General features: G+C 54.2%; 12 protein-coding genes and 1 riboswitch. Of the genes, 5 read left to right on the plus strand and 7 right to left on the minus strand.

The annotated features are described in order from the left end of the window. The first annotated feature begins 189 nt into the window (after positions 1–189). The 5 genes from CJD38_RS05930 (at position 190) to CJD38_RS05955 (ending at position 6,392) form a co-directional block, all read left to right on the plus strand. Positions 190–1,914 (plus strand): potassium/proton antiporter, encoded by a 1,725-nt coding sequence (locus CJD38_RS05930; protein ID WP_240783540.1) that lies wholly within the window; start codon positions 190–192, stop codon positions 1,912–1,914. A 110-nt stretch (positions 1,915–2,024) separates the two neighbouring features. Next, on the plus strand, positions 2,025–2,903 hold the full coding sequence (locus tag CJD38_RS05935; protein ID WP_107939387.1) for an ABC transporter ATP-binding protein: 879 nt from the start codon (positions 2,025–2,027) through the stop codon (positions 2,901–2,903). Further along, on the plus strand, positions 2,900–3,919 hold the full coding sequence (locus tag CJD38_RS05940; protein ID WP_107939388.1) for an ABC transporter permease: 1,020 nt from the start codon (positions 2,900–2,902) through the stop codon (positions 3,917–3,919). Before CJD38_RS05935 ends, CJD38_RS05940 begins: the two co-directional genes overlap by 4 nt. A gap of 330 nt (positions 3,920–4,249) precedes the next feature. Next, on the plus strand, positions 4,250–5,488 hold the full coding sequence (locus CJD38_RS05950) for a hypothetical protein (RefSeq protein WP_146165933.1): 1,239 nt from the start codon (positions 4,250–4,252) through the stop codon (positions 5,486–5,488). 133 nt (positions 5,489–5,621) lie between these two features. Beyond that, positions 5,622–6,392 (plus strand): hypothetical protein, encoded by a 771-nt coding sequence (locus CJD38_RS05955; RefSeq protein WP_107939391.1) that lies wholly within the window; start codon positions 5,622–5,624, stop codon positions 6,390–6,392. Between the two features lie 168 nt (positions 6,393–6,560). Here the strand turns inward: CJD38_RS05955 and atzF are convergent, their stop codons facing one another. Genes atzF through CJD38_RS05990 form a run of 7 tightly spaced genes read right to left on the minus strand, consistent with a single transcriptional unit; the run spans position 6,561 to position 16,167 of the window. Beyond that, positions 6,561–8,372 (minus strand): allophanate hydrolase, encoded by a 1,812-nt coding sequence (atzF, locus tag CJD38_RS05960; protein WP_107939392.1) that lies wholly within the window; start codon positions 8,370–8,372, stop codon positions 6,561–6,563. 1 nt (position 8,373) lies between these two features. After that, positions 8,374–11,907 carry an urea carboxylase gene (uca, locus tag CJD38_RS05965; RefSeq protein ID WP_107939393.1) on the minus strand — a complete coding sequence of 1,178 codons (3,534 nt, stop codon included), beginning with the start codon at positions 11,905–11,907 and terminating at the stop codon, positions 8,374–8,376. A 3-nt stretch (positions 11,908–11,910) separates the two neighbouring features. Further along, complete coding sequence (locus CJD38_RS05970) at positions 11,911–12,552, minus strand: urea amidolyase associated protein UAAP2 (RefSeq protein ID WP_107939394.1); 642 nt, start codon at positions 12,550–12,552, stop codon at positions 11,911–11,913. 9 nt (positions 12,553–12,561) lie between these two features. Next, entirely contained in the window at positions 12,562–13,392 is an 831-nt protein-coding gene (locus tag CJD38_RS05975) for an urea amidolyase associated protein UAAP1 (RefSeq protein WP_206362898.1), read from the minus strand. 27 nt (positions 13,393–13,419) lie between these two features. Continuing rightward, positions 13,420–14,247 carry an ABC transporter ATP-binding protein gene (locus CJD38_RS05980; RefSeq protein WP_107939396.1) on the minus strand — a complete coding sequence of 276 codons (828 nt, stop codon included), beginning with the start codon at positions 14,245–14,247 and terminating at the stop codon, positions 13,420–13,422. Further along, positions 14,244–15,065 carry an ABC transporter permease gene (locus CJD38_RS05985; RefSeq protein ID WP_107939397.1) on the minus strand — a complete coding sequence of 274 codons (822 nt, stop codon included), beginning with the start codon at positions 15,063–15,065 and terminating at the stop codon, positions 14,244–14,246. Before CJD38_RS05985 ends, CJD38_RS05980 begins: the two co-directional genes overlap by 4 nt. A gap of 28 nt (positions 15,066–15,093) precedes the next feature. Continuing rightward, positions 15,094–16,167 carry a putative urea ABC transporter substrate-binding protein gene (locus CJD38_RS05990; RefSeq protein ID WP_107939398.1) on the minus strand — a complete coding sequence of 358 codons (1,074 nt, stop codon included), beginning with the start codon at positions 16,165–16,167 and terminating at the stop codon, positions 15,094–15,096. Positions 16,168–16,254: 87 nt separating this feature from the next. Further along, positions 16,255–16,361, minus strand: a riboswitch (guanidine-I (ykkC/yxkD leader). Between the last annotated feature and the right edge of the window lie 7 nt (positions 16,362–16,368).

Here is a 16,368-nt window from a genome sequence, read left to right on the forward strand (position 1 = left end):
GAGTCTGCCCTCGGCACTCAGTGGCGTTTTTTTTGGGCCAAAGCCGCTTTATTCATAAAAAAATGCCGTAAAACCTAACGGCGACTTACACTGTGTTTGAAATCTCAGGGGAGCTTTGAGAGAAATTGCGAACCAACTCCTAAAGTTGGAACAATTCATGCTTTAGATGATGTAGTTCGACGCCACCAAATGATGGATTTTGTAAACCAAATACTGTTTGCCGCTGGCCTGTTATTTCTGGTCAGCATCCTCGCGACCGTGATTACCCCACGGTTGGGCGTACCGCTGCTGTTCGTGTTTATCATCATCGGCATGATCGCGGGCGAAGATGGCCCCGGCAATATTCACTTTGCTGATTTCAGACTCACCAATCTCGCCGGTACTGCCGCCCTTGCAGTAATTTTGTTCGACGGCGGCATGCGCACATCTTTCAAAACTTTCCGCGTGGGGCTCGGCCCCGCGCTGAGTCTTGCCACGGTTGGCGTACTCATCACGATGTTGGTGGTCGGCTGGCTCAGCAGCGTCGTGCTGGATTTGCCACTGGCACAAGGCATGTTGCTTGGCGCAATTGTCAGCTCGACAGACGCAGCTGCAGTGTTCTCACTGCTCAGCAATCGCACGGTCTCGCTCAATTCGCGCGTCACGTCGGTGCTTGAGATTGAATCTGGCACCAATGATCCGATGGCCGTGTTCCTCACGCTCGGCGTTATCGCTTATCTGCAATCGCCAGACACTTTCACCGCACAGCAATTTCTGTTTTTGTTGGTTGAGCACATGGGCATTGGCGGCGTGCTCGGTCTGGCGGGCGGCTGGTTACTGGCGCGTGCACTCAATCGTCTGCAACTCAATGAATCGCTGTATCCAGTGTTTGCACTGTTCAGCTGCTTCTTGCTGTTTGGTCTCACCGCGCTCTTAGGCGGCAGCGGATTTTTGGCGGTATATCTCGCTGGCCTTCTCGTTGGCAACCGTAAAGTGCGTGCACTCGCCAGTATTCGTCGCTTCCACGATGGCATCGCGTGGATGGCGCAAATCGGCATGTTCTTGATCCTGGGTCTGCTTGTGAGCCCTCACAAGTTGTTAACCATTGCACTGCCAGCACTTTTAATTGGTCTGGTTCTGATCCTCGCCGCGCGACCACTTGCCGTTGTGATCAGCCTGCTGCCATTTCGTTTCCCTTGGCGCGAGCAAGCCTTTATCTCGTGGGTGGGATTGCGTGGTTCTGTGCCAATTGTATTGGCCACATTCCCGTGGATCGCCGGCATCGAAAACGCCGGGCTGATCTTCAACATCGCCTTCTTCATCGTATTGGTATCGCTACTGTTGCAAGGCTGGAGCGTGCCGCTCGCTGCGCAAATGTTGAAGCTATACATCCCGCGCACCGGCGCACGCGTCAAGCGTTTGGAAGTCGATCTACCGGGTCAGAGCGGTTACGAAATTGTCAGCTACAAACTGCCCGTCGACAGTTCGCATATTGGCCGTCGCCCGAAAGAGCTACCGATCCGCGATCACTCGCGCATCATCGCCGTTACTCGCAGTGGCCACTTGCTGTCGTATCGCGAATGGGGCGTGCTGCAAGCGGGCGACTTTGTCTCGCTGCTCGTTGCTGAAACTGATCTGGAACGTCTCGACACCGTCTTCAAAGCCAAGCGCCAACGCGCTGATGCTGCTGCCAGTCGCCAATTCTTTGGTGAGTTCGAAATCTCACTCGAAGCCGCAGCAAAAGATCTGGCCGAGAGTTATGGCGTCAAGCTTCCAGAAAGCACGGCCGAGTTCAATGTGGGCCAACTCGTTCTCAAATTCCTGCCACGTCCAGTAGTGGGCGATCGCCTGCGCCTTGGCCACATCGAACTTGTGGTTCGCAGGATGGAAGGCGGCGAGTTGCGCGAGATTGGTGTGCGTTTACCTCGCGAGTAAAAGCCAAGTAAATGTAGGGCGGGAGCATCCCGCCTTTCGCGGAAGGCGGGATGCTCCCGCCCTACGACTCTAGGTTGAGGCTTCGTCCCGGCAGCCAGTTACAATGCGATATGCCAGACATCCTCACCGTCCGTAATCTCAAAAAACACTTCCCCAAAGTTCAGGCCGTTAATGGCGTGAGCTTTGAGGTGGCCGAAGGTAGTTGCTTTGGTTTGCTCGGCCCCAACGGCGCGGGCAAGAGCACTACGGTTGAAATGCTCGAAGGCATTCTCAAACCCAGCTCAGGTGAAATTCTGTTTCGTGGCGAGCCTATTGGTCCGCGTTATCGCGAACGTGTCGGCATCCAGTTTCAAACGACGGCGCTGCAAGATTTCCTCACTGTAAAAGAAAACCTACGCTTCTTTCATTCGCTGTATGAGCAAGGCCCGAGCATTGAAGAGTTAGTCGAGACCTGCCATCTCGGCGAGTTCATGGATCGCGACAGTCGCAAGCTCTCAGGTGGTCAGCGCCAACGACTGCTTCTCGCAATCGCACTGGTCAATGATCCTGATCTGTTATTTCTCGATGAGCCCACGACCGGCCTTGATCCTCAAGCCCGTCGCAATTTTTGGGAACTCGTACAGTCGATCAAAGCACGCGGCAAAACGATTGTGCTGACGACGCACTACATGGAAGAGGCTTACCTGCTATGCGATGAAATCGCGATCATGGACCACGGCCACATCATTGCGCGCGGCACACCGAATCGTTTGCTGGCTGAGCATTTCAATGACAGCGTGCTAGAAATTCCTTCCGCTGAACTGAATGGACAGGCTTCCGCACTGGGCTTCACAGTCCGCCGCGAAGCGGCAGAACTGATGACAGCCGATGTGAATGACTCCGTGCGCAAGTTACTCGATGCTGGCGTGTCACTGACTCATCTCAAGATTCGACCGCGCACACTGGAAGATTTATTTATCCGACTCACCGGCCGAGAGATGCGCTCATGAAACGTTTATGGGCAATGACACTCGCACGCTCGCTGGAATTCCTGCGTGACACCTCCGCACTCGGTTGGAATCTGATTTTCCCACTGGTGATGGTCGCTGGCATGGCGCTGATTTTTTCCGGCCCAGGCCAACCGCTATTCAAAGCCGCAGTGATTGCGCCAGCAGGCGCAGCACTGGATGCCAAGCTACATCCCTTTCTCGCCACACCACATGTGCAGTTCTACGCTGAAACCAGCGTTGAAGAAGCCTTGCCAAAAGTGCAGCGCCATCGCATCGACATGCTGATCGATCTGCGCACGACTCCGGGCAAATACTGGGTCAACGATCAATCGCCGAAAGGCACAACGTTAGAGCGCGTATTGGCTGGTACAGCCGGCCCCAAGTTAGAACGCGAGATCGCCAGCGGCGCACAGATTCGCTATGTCGACTGGGTTGTTCCCGGCGTACTCGGCATGAACATCATGTTCTCCTGCCTGTTCGGCATCGGCTACGTCATCGTCCGTTACCGCAAGTCCGGCTATCTCAAACGCCTCAACGCCACACCGCTGCGCGCGATTGAATTCATCACCGCCCAGCTGATCTCACGCCTCGCCTTGATCATGCTCATCACAGTCGTTGTATTTACAGGCACCAATCTGTTCCTGCACTTTCGCATGGAAGGCTCTTACTTGAATCTGTTCTTGGTCGCGCTAATCGGCGCCATCTCCATGATCGCGATGGGCCTCACCGTTTCTGCACGCGTCACCAGTGAAGAACTCGCAGGCGGCCTGCTCAACCTGATCTCATCACCAATGATGGTCGTATCTGGCGTGTTCTTCTCAATGGACGGTTCGCCGCAGATCTTGCAAGCCGCGGCCAAAATCTTCCCGCTAACTCACATGCTCGAAGCCGCACGCGCCGTGATGCTGGATGGTGCAGGCTTCATGCAGATCGCACCGCAGCTCGCGATCCTTAGTGCGATGGCTGTTGTGTTTCTGGCGATTGGGGCCAGCACTTTCAAGTGGACGCAAGACTAGGCGTGTAGCGGCTCCCTGCTTGTCCAGCAATGTCTGCCTTCAGCCCTTTGCAGTCCGTCGACCATGACGATTCGGCCGCTGGAAGCGGACATTGAATTTGCGGTCTAATCCGGCGATAGTTCCAGCACAACCATAAAAAATCAGGGCCTTGCAAATGATGCCGCTGAGTAAAACCGCCGAAGTAAAGCAATTAATTCCCGCGATTAGGTCCAAGTGTAGTTGGACCTCATGAGCAGACCCTCATTCTTTTCCCTTTTACATGTATTGGTCATCGCGGGCTTAATATGCGCCCTGCCTGTTGCAATCATATCGGCGGCGAGTGGCTCCTGGATGACGTTGCTCATCTTCGTGGTCGTTACCCAAGTTTTTATAGTCTTATTGGGCCCTCCTGCACTTTTGTTGCTTATATGGCGAAATGCCATCAACGCGCGAGCCTGCTCAATCATGGGCGCTATTGTAGGAGCGTTTCCAGGCACACTTCTCTTGGTAAACACTACAGGGTCCGGTGTTGAGCCAGTCTTTCTTGGCGCACTCAGTGGTGCTGCTATCGGATTTGTCTTTTGGCTATTAGTTTCAAAACTCAGCGGGGACGACGACCAAAACGAAATTCTAGAAAAGAATGCAAGACTTGTCCCGACATCCTCATCCTTGCGTCAAGTAAGCAAAGAAGTTCGCAAAAATTACCAAATGGTTAATCGTGAACTTTTAGCCATAGCCACCAAAAATACCCCAGACTTCGGAAAAAGGGTTGAGCGGTCTCTTCGCAAGATGGAGCGGGGACGCAGACTCAGATTGATCAGAAAAATGTTACTACTTTTTTCCTACGCTCTTCTCTCAATATGCGTTGTGATAATAGCCATTCGCGGGTGGAGAAATATCCCGCTCTCCATGCCATTGGCAGCCATGGCTATGGCCATATTGGGCGCATTCATTGATAACCTTGTCTTCAAAGATCATGAGCGAGCGAGCGCAATTAATGACACTTTGACAACCGTTAAGAAGGTATCTGAGATTCAGAAGAACGGAGAGATAACTGAAGGGAAAATTCCCCTAACAGTCGGCTTTATCAATTTGGCTGGGACACAATTGGACCGGATGCTTTTCGAGGATGCGACAGCAATGTCTCGAATTTTCCTACGTACGGCACTTGCCCGCAATGAAGTTCCTAAATCAGAAATTCTCTTCATTTATGCAGAGCTCGACGCAGACGGATTATTCAAAAATAATAGCTTCAAAAACGTAAGGCAACTCGCCAAAGAAACAACCGCATCAATGGTGATTCTTGCGTCTCCAAATCCAGCCGATTTCATTAGGAAAGCCGTCAATCTTGCTGGACCCAGAACTGCAAATCTCGTTTTCACCATTGATCGTAATGGCGCGGCATTTAGTAGATTTTTTCAATCTCTATTTCAGAATATGCGTGGCGGCAAGGACATGCTGAGCAGTTGGGTTGCATTGGCGCCACAAGGGCCGCAGGTTTCGCAAACAAACGTCCCCGTCACGCTACTTTTCGCAGAAGCGGGAAAGCTTGCCTTCCGGCCTGAAGAGACGCCTGACAAAACCCAATGAATCAGCGCCGCCTTTATCCGAACGGCCGTTACTGGCACACAGTTCTATTTCAATCTTGCGAAGCGGCCGTCATATTTTTGATAGAGAAACCTCGACTTGGCACATCAAGTGCCAGTCTCGTTAAGGAAATGCAATGACGTTCAAAAACGTATGTGATTGGACGTTAAAGATGGCAATGATAGTAACCGCAAGTCTTTGCGTGACTTTTGCGTCGGCCAAAGGCATTGATGACACTAATGGAAGTTTCCATTCAAAAAAATCTCTCTGTTATGTACAGCTGAGGCCAAACTGGCCCACTGTAAAGGGTGGGGATAATCCCGTTTGTAAAGCAGCACTAGCAAACCTCAATAAATTCTGTGACGAGTCTGCGCAGTACAACCACCGCAAGTTAGATCCGGAGAATATGGTTATTCATGAGCCGGATTGGCACCAAATGGATCCTGCCGCGAATTTGGATTTGATTATTGAAGTTCAGCTTTCAATGTTTTCCCAGAAATATAGAGAGGACAACAGACCTCAATATGAGAAGCGCGCTAAGGAACTTCTGAAATCAGGAGTACTTCGACTTTATCGCGCAGAAATAAATATCGATGGGCGCGGCGAGTCTGAGACCATTTACAGACTTGAAAATATTCATCCCGAGAATGAAAACAAGCCGGGTTACAACCAAGTTGAATTTATGGTGGCTGATTTGAATCAGCGCGTGATCTCGCAGAAGTATCGGAAAGGAGAGATTGGTGATCTGTGGAAATATGAAAACGAATGGTTCGTTGTTTACTACGATCTATATGACGGCAATGGTGGACGGCTTCTTGTTGATGTAGTAAGTCGACCAACTGAGGCTTCTGGTGGCCTTGTGACGGAATGCACGTTGGCAAACATCACGGAGAAAGGGAGCAACTAGTTAGCTATGCGGCATTTTATTTCGCCATGATTTATGGGGCACTAGAGAAATGTAAAGGCTGCCTTTAAATCAATAGCCGCTCTGGAGCGATGAAATTGATGGGGCGAGAGGCAAGTCTTGGCATAAAGTGGGCATAGCCCACGAAGCAATTGAGCTTTTCAATAAAAGTTATTTTGCAGCAGCATTTGCAAGATAAGCACGCCAACCACCAAGCTCCGTAATCTCCTGCGCACCCACCACAGCGTAGGCTTCACAAAGAAATCCGCTGGCCTCAGTGCCGTCTTCCAGCTTCAGTTTGCCAATCCCTAACGGCGACGGAATGCGTGCAACGAATTGTCCAAACGCTGCCGCAGGCAATGACCAAAGCTCCAACTCAATCCCCGGCCCTTCAGCGTCCGGCGCATAGATCAGGCCTGGCTTCTTTGGCGTGGTGTTGGGCAGAACATAGAAGCGGTAGTTTTTAGTCGTGCGCGCTTTGCGAACCAAAGTACCGCCCGGTCCTGTTAGTTCGTGATTCAGTGGCATGCCAGTGAGATGTGCGCCGACAACAGCAATCACGATGCGATCATCGCTATGAACAGGAATAGACATTGTTGACTCCAAAATTGTGGCATCGCGATCAATGCCTAAACCAAATGCGCCGCTGCGATGCAGTCGTTCTGCCAACACGGCCAAAGCATCATCAGCAAACGCAGGTGCAATCAGTGAAACGCCAAAGGGCAAGCCGTTTTTGCGGAAACCTGCAGGTACGGCTACAGCACAGCAATCGAGCAGATTGACGAAGTTGGTATAGAGGCCCAAGCGTGAATTGAGTTGCACCGGATCTGCCTGCATCTCATCAACGCGATAAGTTGTCGGCGACGTCGGCAGCAACATCAGATCGAATTGTGTCCACGCGGCATCCGTCTTACGGCGCAAAGCCGTTAGCGTGGTCATATCGGCAAACAGATCTGCCGCGGTGAAGCGCGAAGCCCCACTGATGATGCGATACACCGTCGCATCCATCTCTGCGGCGCGCCCATGAATAAACTCGCGCAGCGGTTCAAGACGCTCGGCGACGAAGCCTCCTGAATAAAGCAGGCTGGCTGCTTCACGGAACGGTGTGTAATCAAAATCCACCGCCACACCGCCGAGTCCTTTCAAGCGTTCAATGCTTTCTGTGTAGAGAAGAGCAGCTTCATTGTCACCGTAGAACTCACGTTGAGCCGCTGGCAACACTGCAAAACGAAATCCGGAAACAGGCAATGGACGCTGCGGCGCCGTACGCGCATAGGGATCACGAACGTCATCACCTTGCGCAATGCGACGCACTTGATCGGCGTCACGCGTTGTAGCCGCGAACACCGTGACGCAATCCAGACTGCGGCAAGCAGGCACAACACCGTGCGCAGGCAACAAACCTTTAGTCGGCTTGATGCCGATGAGATTGTTGAACGATGCCGGCACGCGACCAGAACCCGCGGTGTCGGTGCCCAACGAGAAACAAACCTGCCCTGCCGCTACTGACACCGCCGATCCGGAACTCGAACCGCCAGAGATGTAGCGCGAGTCGAACACGCTGCGAGGCGCACCGTACGGAGAGCGTGTGCCATTGAGGCCAGTGGCGAATTGATCGAGATTGGTTTTGCCAATCAGCAAAGCGCCTGCCGCACGCAATCGCGCGACAACTGCGGCGTCTTCCTGTGGTCGATAAGCAAAGCTGGGACAAGCTGCGGTCGTATCAAGTCCGGCGCAATCGATGTTGTCTTTGACCGCGAATGGAATGCCCCACAGTGGCTGATTCGCAGAAGGCGAGCCCGCCTTCATCAACGCTCGTGCAGCATCACGCAACGCAGCATCAGAGACGCGGCTGATCCAGACGGCTTTGTCCGTGCTCGCAGCAATACGCTGCAACACTTCATCAACCAAAGCCAGCGGCGTCAGACTGCCTTCAGCGTAACGCGCATGCAGATCAGCGATCGTGAATATCTGCGGCAACATCTCAGGCGTCCTCCAGTACTGCGATGACCTGCCCTGATTGCACTGTGCGACCGGGCTGGCAACGCAGTTCGCGAATCTTGCCGGATGCTGGGGCGAGGATTTCCATTTCCATCTTCATGGATTCAACGACGACCAGAACTTGCCCACGCTCAACAGTGGCGCCTTCTTCAACCTGAATCTTCCAGACGTTGCCAGTGACCTGTGCATTCACCGCGCTGCAGCCTGCGGGAATGTCATCACCGCCCATATCTGCGACAACATCGTCAACGCTGAAACTATCGAGACCACGCTCTTTCCAATCTGCACGCTCAGCTTCAAACGCTGTTTGTTGACGGCTCTTGAAGGCATTGATGTCGGCAGCGTTGCTGTCGAGGAACTTGGCGTAATCCGCATACGAGAACGTGGTGTTTTCGATCTTGATGGGATAACGGCCATGCGGGAATGCTGCACGCGCTTCTTCAAGCTCTGCGTCACTCACTTCAAAGAAACGGATTTGATCAAAGCAGCGCAGCAACCAAGGTTGCTCGAAGGCTTCGGTCTTGCGCCAGCGATTCCACATCTGGATTGTGCGGCCAAACAACTGATAGCCACCCGGACCTTCCATGCCGTACACGCAAAGATAAGCGCCGCCGATGCCCACCGCATTCTCTGGCGTCCAGGTACGCGCCGGGTTGTACTTGGTGGTGACGAGGCGATGACGTGGATCTACTGGTGTTGCCACTGGTGCGCCAAGATAAACGTCGCCCAAGCCCATCACCAAATAGCTCGCGTCGAACACGATGCGATGCACATCGTCGATGGAATCGAGACCGTTAATGCGACGGATGAACTCGATATTGTCCGGGCACCATGGCGCGTTGGGACGCACCAGTTCCTGATACTTACGCATCGCCAGCTGAATCTGTGGATCGTTCCACGACAGCGGCAGATGCACGATACGGCTTGGCAGCGTGACATCTTCTGCGCGTGGCAATGCACGTTCGATTTCAGCAAGAACATCAAGCAAGCGCTGACGCTTGAGGACGTGACTATCGAAATGGATTTGCAGCGAGCGAATGCCCGCGGTGAGATCAATGATGCCCGGCAGCTTTGCTGCGCTGACTGCTTCTGAGAGCAGGTGCACACGTAGACGCAACGCAAGATCCAGCGCCATCGGGCCGTATTCAACGAGCAAGTAGTCATCACCGCAGCGGCGATAAACCACAGGCACTGGGCCTTCATCAGAGCGCGCCAAGATTGGCGAGCCTAGATCAGCAATTTTTGGCGCATTGACTTGCACCGTCTTTGCTGCCTCAGCAGGAACAAAACGAATCTTGTCACCGGGCTTGAGCTGACCGGTCTTCCAAAGATCATCACGCGCGATGACAGCTGGGCAAACAAAACCGCCGAGGCTCGGACCATCAGGGCCGAGGATGATCGGCATATCGCCAGTGAAGTCGATCGCACCGATGGCGTAAGCGTTGTCGTGAATGTTTGAAGGATGCAGCCCTGCTTCGCCACCATCCGCACGCGCCCACTGCGGGCGTGGGCCCATCAAGCGAACGCCAGTGCGCGCGGAGTTGAAGTGCACTTCGTACTCGGCGCTGTAGAGCGCTTCGATATCGAAGTCCGTAAAGAAATCAGGTGCGCCGTGCGGACCATAGTGAACACTGATCGTCCAACTGCGGCTCAGTACTGGACGTTCGTTGAAGGCCAGCACTGCAGGTGCGGATTCAGCAGAACCAACACTGTCAATATGCAGCGTATCGCCCGCTTTAAGAACGCCAGTGGCGTGCCCACCAAAACCACCCAAACTGAACGTTGCGCCAGAGCCGAGATACTGCGCGACATCAAGACCGCCACGCAGTGCGAGATAGCAGCGCTGGCCTGCGCCTTCGATGGTGCCGAGTGCAAGTACCTGCCCTGCGCGGACTTCGATGGGCTCGTAGAACGAGAGCGGCTGATCATCCAAGGTCGCGCGCATGGCTGCGCCGGTTAGTGCAATGACCGTGTCGCAGCGAAACTTCAGTGTCGGACCCATCATCGTGCATTCAAGTGCGGCTGCGCCTTCGCGATTGCCGACGATGCGGTTGGCCAACCGGAATGAGCGATCATCCATCGGGCCTGAAGGCGGAATGCCAACGCCCCAATATCCAAGACGACCCGGCCAATCCTGCACACTGGTCTGCGCGCCGGGCGCGATCACTTCAATCACATTGGGCTGGAATACGAAATCTTTAAGGACGCGTGTCGCAACGTTGCCGCTGAGGAATTCGTCCGACGCGATCACCGCGCGCAAATAACCCAGATTGGTTTCGATGCCGCGAACCGTGGTCTCTTCAAGCGCCTTCGCCAGATTGCTGATCGCTGCCTGACGGTCATCACCGTAAGCGATAATCTTGGCTAGCATCGGATCGTAGTACTGCGAAACTTCTGTGCCTGTCTCAATCCAGCCATCAACGCGAACGCCTTCAGGGAAGCTCACTTCCGTCAGCAGGCCCGTCGACGGGCGGAAATCCTGTTGCGGATTTTCGGCATAGAGACGCACTTCGACCGATGCACCTTTCGGCACCAGCGTTTCCTGTGCAGGCAACACCAGTTCACCCGCGGCTTGTTTGATCATCCACTCAACGAGGTCGATACCGAATACAGATTCAGTGACTGGGTGTTCAACCTGCAAGCGCGTATTCACTTCCAGAAAGTAGAAGTCTTCACGTGCGACGTCGTAGATGAATTCAACGGTGCCTGCAGATTCGTACTTCACTGCTTCGCCAAGCGAACGCGCTGCAGCGTAAAGGCGTTGACGCATTGCGTCCGTCAGGCCCGGCGCTGGCGTTTCTTCTACGACTTTTTGATTGCGACGTTGCAGTGAGCAATCACGCTCACCCAGCGACACCACTCTGCCCTTGCCGTCACCAAAGATCTGCACTTCAACGTGGCGCGCGGTAGAGATGAAGCATTCGAGATAAACGCGGGCATCGCCAAAGCTGGCCGTTGCCATGCGCTGTACGGCTTCAAACTTTGAGCGCAGCTCTGCAGCATCATGGCAAAGCTGCATGCCGATACCGCCACCACCCGCCGTGCTCTTGAGCATCACCGGATAGCCAATGCGTGTTGCTTCGCTCAACGCTTGTTCAACGTCATCCAGCAAGCCACTGCCCGGCAATAAAGGCACGCCGCTCTTCTGTGCGATCTCACGTGCGGTGTGCTTGAGACCAAACTCACGAAGATGCTCAGGGCGTGGGCCGATGAAGCGGATACCGTGTTCAGCAAGCTTCTCGCAGAACGCGGCGTTCTCACTCAGGAAGCCATAGCCCGGATGCACAGCTTGCGCACCAGTCTTGAGGCAAGCCTCGATGATGGCATCGACCTTGAGATAACTCTCACGCGCTGGGGCAGCACCGACATGCATGGCTTCGTCTGCGGACAGCACTGATGAAGAGAAACGATCCGCATCGGAATACACCGCAACAGACGACAGTCCCATCTTGCGAACAGTGCGAACAACTCGACCCGCGATTTCGCCGCGGTTAGCGATTAGTATTTTCGTGAACATGGCCTAACTCGCGAAGATCAACACGCGCACAGGCGTGGGATTGAAGCCATTGCAGGGGTTGTTCACCTGTGGGCAATTCGAGATGACGCAAAGCACGTCCATCTCGGCACGCATCTCGACGTAGTCACCCGGTTTGGAGACACCATCGACAATCGCGAGGCGACCATCCGGTTCAACCGGCACATTCATGAAGAAGTTGATGTTGGCGACGATGTCGCGCTTGTCCATGCCGTGGCGTGAGACTTCCAGCAGGAAGTTCTCGCGGCAAGCGTGCATGTATTTGGTGTGATGACCGAAGCGCACCGTGTTGCTCTCGCAGGAGCATGCACCGGCGGAGGTATCGTGTGCGCCACCGGTGTTGTCCGTCACGGTCAACATCTCGCGGCCTTCGTTGGAAAGCAGCGTCGTGCCTGTCACTACATACGCCGAGCCTTGTGCGCGCAGCGTGTCTTGAGCGCTGTAACGCTCGCTGAAATCATCAACGCGATAAAACAAAGTATCGACCGCCTGCTGACCTTCGAGATCAACAATGCGAATCACCTGACCGCGCTTGACCAAGCCAGACCACGGCGCGAGTGCAGGAATGGTGAAGTCATAGATGGCGCTAGCAGCTTCGCGTGATGCGCCAATGTTTGAAGTGTTCATGGCGTCTCCTTAGCGAAATAGCGGATCAGTGTTTTCGAATCCGCGACTCGCCTCAGCACTCAGGCTGCGACAGAGATCGTCGGGTTGAACCGGTTCAGCTTGAAAGACGATGGCTTCGATATCTGATGGAGCATATGTCGCAGCAGGAGCCAGCGGATGCGGGCAGTTTGAGACAGCAATCAGCAAATTCATGTCTGCGCGCAGATCAACGAAGTCACCACTTTGAAGAACGCCTTCATTCCAGACAAAGCGTCCTTCGGCATCCGTGCTGACTGGCGCAAAGAAAGTGATCGCTGGCGCGAGGTCACGACGGCTCAAACCATACTTGCCAGCAGCAAGCATCAGATTGTCGCGGCTGTTACGCAGGCTGGCGTCACCATATTTTTCCAGATTGGATTTGGAAGTGCTGCCACCCACCAGCGTGTCATGGCGACCACAAGTGTCTTCCGTGATTGAGGCCAGCACGCGGCCCATATCCGAGAACAACACGCGACCTTTGCGTAGCTCTGCCGTCCACTGCACTTTGACGGTGTCACCTGCGTTGTAACGCTCGGACGTGTCATCGGCATTCCAGATCATCACGGAGATACCGGGCGTGGCATTCACGTTGAGCAAACGTAAAGTCTGTCCACGCTCTATACGCACAGGCCAGTACCAGCCACCGGGAATCACTTCGCGATGCGTAATCTTAGAAGCATCTAGCGCGGCACCATTGCGCTGCGTGTGGGGCGGCAATGGACGCTGAGAACCCTGCCCTGCGGCTTTGAGTTCCAAATAACGACTGCGATTCTGTTCGATATGTGCAGCCGTATTAGCTGACACATTTACTGTCATGGACATGACGGACTCCAAAGACGCTGCGGCGTCTTAGTGTGTGGTTGCCGGGTCGTCCCGACGAGTAGTTTCCACAGCGACCGGGTCGTCCCGATCTGAGTCTTCAGCAATTCTCTCATGAAAATCCTGCCCCGGCACACGCCGACGATGGACTTCGATGTTCTGGCTAATGGTTGCGCCGTAACGCTGCTTTTCTTCCGGACGATTACGTAGGCGATCAAACACGACTACGCGCGTGCCAAGCAGAAATGCTTCGCGAAGATCGTGCGTCACCATCACGATGGTCACGCCGGTTTCTTTCCAGAGCTTTTTCATCAGCACATGGATTTCTCCACGGATGCCCGGATCAAGTGCACCGAAAGGTTCATCCAGCAACAACACGCGTGGCTGACGGATCAACGCCTGCACCAAGGCCAGGCGCTGTTGCATGCCACCCGAAAGCTGCGTGGGATATTTGTCCAGCGAATCGCCCAAGCCCACTTCCGTTAGCAGCACACGTGCACGTTCCACCAACTGACGTCGACACTTACCAAAAGTGCGGCCCAATATCGGTGATGCTTCGAGTTCAGGCCCGAGTAAAACATTGCCCAACACCGTGAGATGCGGAAACACGGAGTAACGTTGAAACACCACGCCACGATCAGGGCCCGGTTCACTAGGCATTGGTTTGCCATCAAGCAGGATCGTGCCGCGTGCAGGACTCTCCTGCCCTAACAGCAAGCGCAGAAAACTAGTCTTGCCGCAGCCAGAAGGACCAACAATGGCAACGAATGCGCCCGCTTCAATCTCCAGACTGACACGCTCCAACACCACCTGAGCGCCGTACTCGATCCAGACATTCTTAATACTGAGCGCGCTCATGATGTGCGCTCCGCGTTATGCGCCCAAGGGAAAGCGCGACGTGAAATCTGTGCAAGTGCGAAATCCAACAGGAAGGCCAACAGCGTGATCCAGATGACGTAAGGCAGGATGGTGTCCATCGCCAGATAACGACGCAGCAAGAAGATGCGATAACCCAAGCCGCTATCGGCCGAGATTGCTTCTGCAGAAATCAGAAACAGAAATGCAGGGCCCAGAGATAAACGCAGTGACTCGATCAAACGCGGCATCGCCTGCGGCAGCGCCACGCGGATCAGCGTTTGCCATGTTGATGCGCCAAGCGATTGCGCTTTCACCAATTGCTCACGCGGCAAACTGCTGACGGTGAATGACAGATCGCGCACCAGACAAGGCGTTACGCCGATGATGATCAGCATCACCTTGGACAACTCATCCAGACCAAAGACGATGAACAAGATCGGCAGAATCGCCATCGGTGGAACCATCGACAACACTGCAGTCAGTGGCGAGAACGTAGCGTTGGCTACTGGCAGCAATCCGATCAGCAGACCCAAGACCAATGCGAACGCGACCGACACGGAGAGACCAATCGACAAACGTTTAAGGCTCGACTTTGTATCCGTCCAGAACAGGTATTGGCCCGTACGCTTGTCTTCTTCGAACGCTACGCGATGCACCGCGCTGGCCATCTCACTAATCGGTGGCAACACTTTGTCGCTAGGATTTTCTGCGCGGCGATGCGCTGATCCCATCATGTACGCCAACAGAATCAGCGCGAACGGCAGCAGCGCTAAAACCCAGCGCGCACGGCCCGGCCTTATGTTCATCACACGACGCATAGATCTCCCCGGTCTCGGTCGTTATCGATTAAAGCTTGCCGTCTGCGGCCAACTTCATGAAGCTCGCATCAAAGCGCAGCTTGATGTTCTTCTTGTCGCCCAGCGTTGCGCCGCCTGGGAAAGCAATACCAATCGCATCCTTGCTGGCAACGCCTTGACCAAGTAAGCCGTGATCGAACGAGAAGCCGCTGACCAGATCCATTGTCTTCACCAGCTTAGGGTCGCTCGTAAAGTTCACCGCTTCAGCAGGCGTGTAGAACATCTTGGTGGTCTTGAGCTGACCTTCGAAACTTGCGATTGATGAGCCAGACAATTTCGCCATCGCTTCACGCGCAGCCTTGCCCTTGACCGGGTCCTGCATCAGCTTGAGCGTTTCAAACCAAATGCCGACCAGCGCTTTACCGAGTGCAGGGTTGTCTTTCAGCGTCTTGGTGTTCACGCTCATCGTGTCGATGATTTCGCCAGGAATCTTGCTGGAGTCGAACACCATGGTTGCGGTCGGTTCAGCGTTGATCTCGGAGAGCTGCGGATTCCAGGTCACCAATGCGGTGGTGCCTGCGGCTTTATAAGCGGAGACGATGTCAGCATCTGAAGTGTTGACCGTCTTGATGTCTTTTTCAGCAAGACCAACCGACGACAAACCGCGTGCCAGCAAGTAGTGCGAAACCGAGAACTCAACCAGATTCACGCTCTGGCCTTTGATGGCTCCTAGGGTCTTTGCATTCTTCAGCACCACGCCATCATTACCGTTGGAGTAGTCGCCGATGATCACTGCCGTGGTATCAACACCGCCAGCAGCAGGAATCGTCAGTGCGTCCATATTGGTCATCACCACACCGTCGAACTTGCCAGCGGTGTACTGGTTGATCGACTCAACGTAGTCGTTGATCTGCGTAACTTTGATCTTGATGCCGTACTTGTCGGCCCACTTCTTAACGATGCCGGCTTGATCGGCATAAGGCCATGGCATCCAGCCGACATAGATCGACCAAGCCACATTGAATTCTTTTTTAGGCGCAGCCTGTGCGGGCATCGCGAATGTCGCCGTGCAAAACGCCGCAGCGAGCAACAATTTAGAGACAGACGATTTGGAGAACTTCATTTTCAACCCTCACATTCCATAAATGACGGAGGATCGACGAGGCACGGGCACAAACACGCTCGAACCTTGCCAATCCGGCTGGTCGAGGTCTCCCGGGCTTTTATCCCGCCGTGCTCCGGTGTTAAACCGGACGGCAGCTCTCGGACCAAACACTTCGCCAAACCCGCGAAGCTGGAACCCTAGCCACCAACTCATCTTTAA

This window comes from Stenotrophobium rhamnosiphilum (assembly GCF_003052265.1).
In the GTDB taxonomy this organism is placed as follows: domain Bacteria; phylum Pseudomonadota; class Gammaproteobacteria; order Nevskiales; family Nevskiaceae; genus Stenotrophobium; species Stenotrophobium rhamnosiphilum.

Excerpts from the sequence above, each read along its gene's own strand:
- CJD38_RS05975 (WP_206362898.1), bottom strand. The coding sequence starts at position 13,392 with ATGTCCATGACAGTAAATGTGTCAGCTAATACGGCTGCACATATCGAA.
- CJD38_RS05940 (WP_107939388.1), top strand. The coding sequence starts at position 2,900 with ATGAAACGTTTATGGGCAATGACACTCGCACGCTCGCTGGAATTCCTG.
- uca (WP_107939393.1), bottom strand. The coding sequence starts at position 11,907 with ATGTTCACGAAAATACTAATCGCTAACCGCGGCGAAATCGCGGGTCGA.
- CJD38_RS05935 (WP_107939387.1), top strand. The coding sequence starts at position 2,025 with ATGCCAGACATCCTCACCGTCCGTAATCTCAAAAAACACTTCCCCAAA.
- CJD38_RS05955 (WP_107939391.1), top strand. The coding sequence starts at position 5,622 with ATGACGTTCAAAAACGTATGTGATTGGACGTTAAAGATGGCAATGATA.
- CJD38_RS05970 (WP_107939394.1), bottom strand. The coding sequence starts at position 12,552 with ATGAACACTTCAAACATTGGCGCATCACGCGAAGCTGCTAGCGCCATC.
- CJD38_RS05985 (WP_107939397.1), bottom strand. The coding sequence starts at position 15,065 with ATGCGTCGTGTGATGAACATAAGGCCGGGCCGTGCGCGCTGGGTTTTA.
- CJD38_RS05930 (WP_240783540.1), top strand. The coding sequence starts at position 190 with ATGATGGATTTTGTAAACCAAATACTGTTTGCCGCTGGCCTGTTATTT.
- CJD38_RS05980 (WP_107939396.1), bottom strand. The coding sequence starts at position 14,247 with ATGAGCGCGCTCAGTATTAAGAATGTCTGGATCGAGTACGGCGCTCAG.
- CJD38_RS05990 (WP_107939398.1), bottom strand. The coding sequence starts at position 16,167 with ATGAAGTTCTCCAAATCGTCTGTCTCTAAATTGTTGCTCGCTGCGGCG.
- CJD38_RS05950 (WP_146165933.1), top strand. The coding sequence starts at position 4,250 with ATGACGTTGCTCATCTTCGTGGTCGTTACCCAAGTTTTTATAGTCTTA.
- atzF (WP_107939392.1), bottom strand. The coding sequence starts at position 8,372 with ATGTTGCCGCAGATATTCACGATCGCTGATCTGCATGCGCGTTACGCT.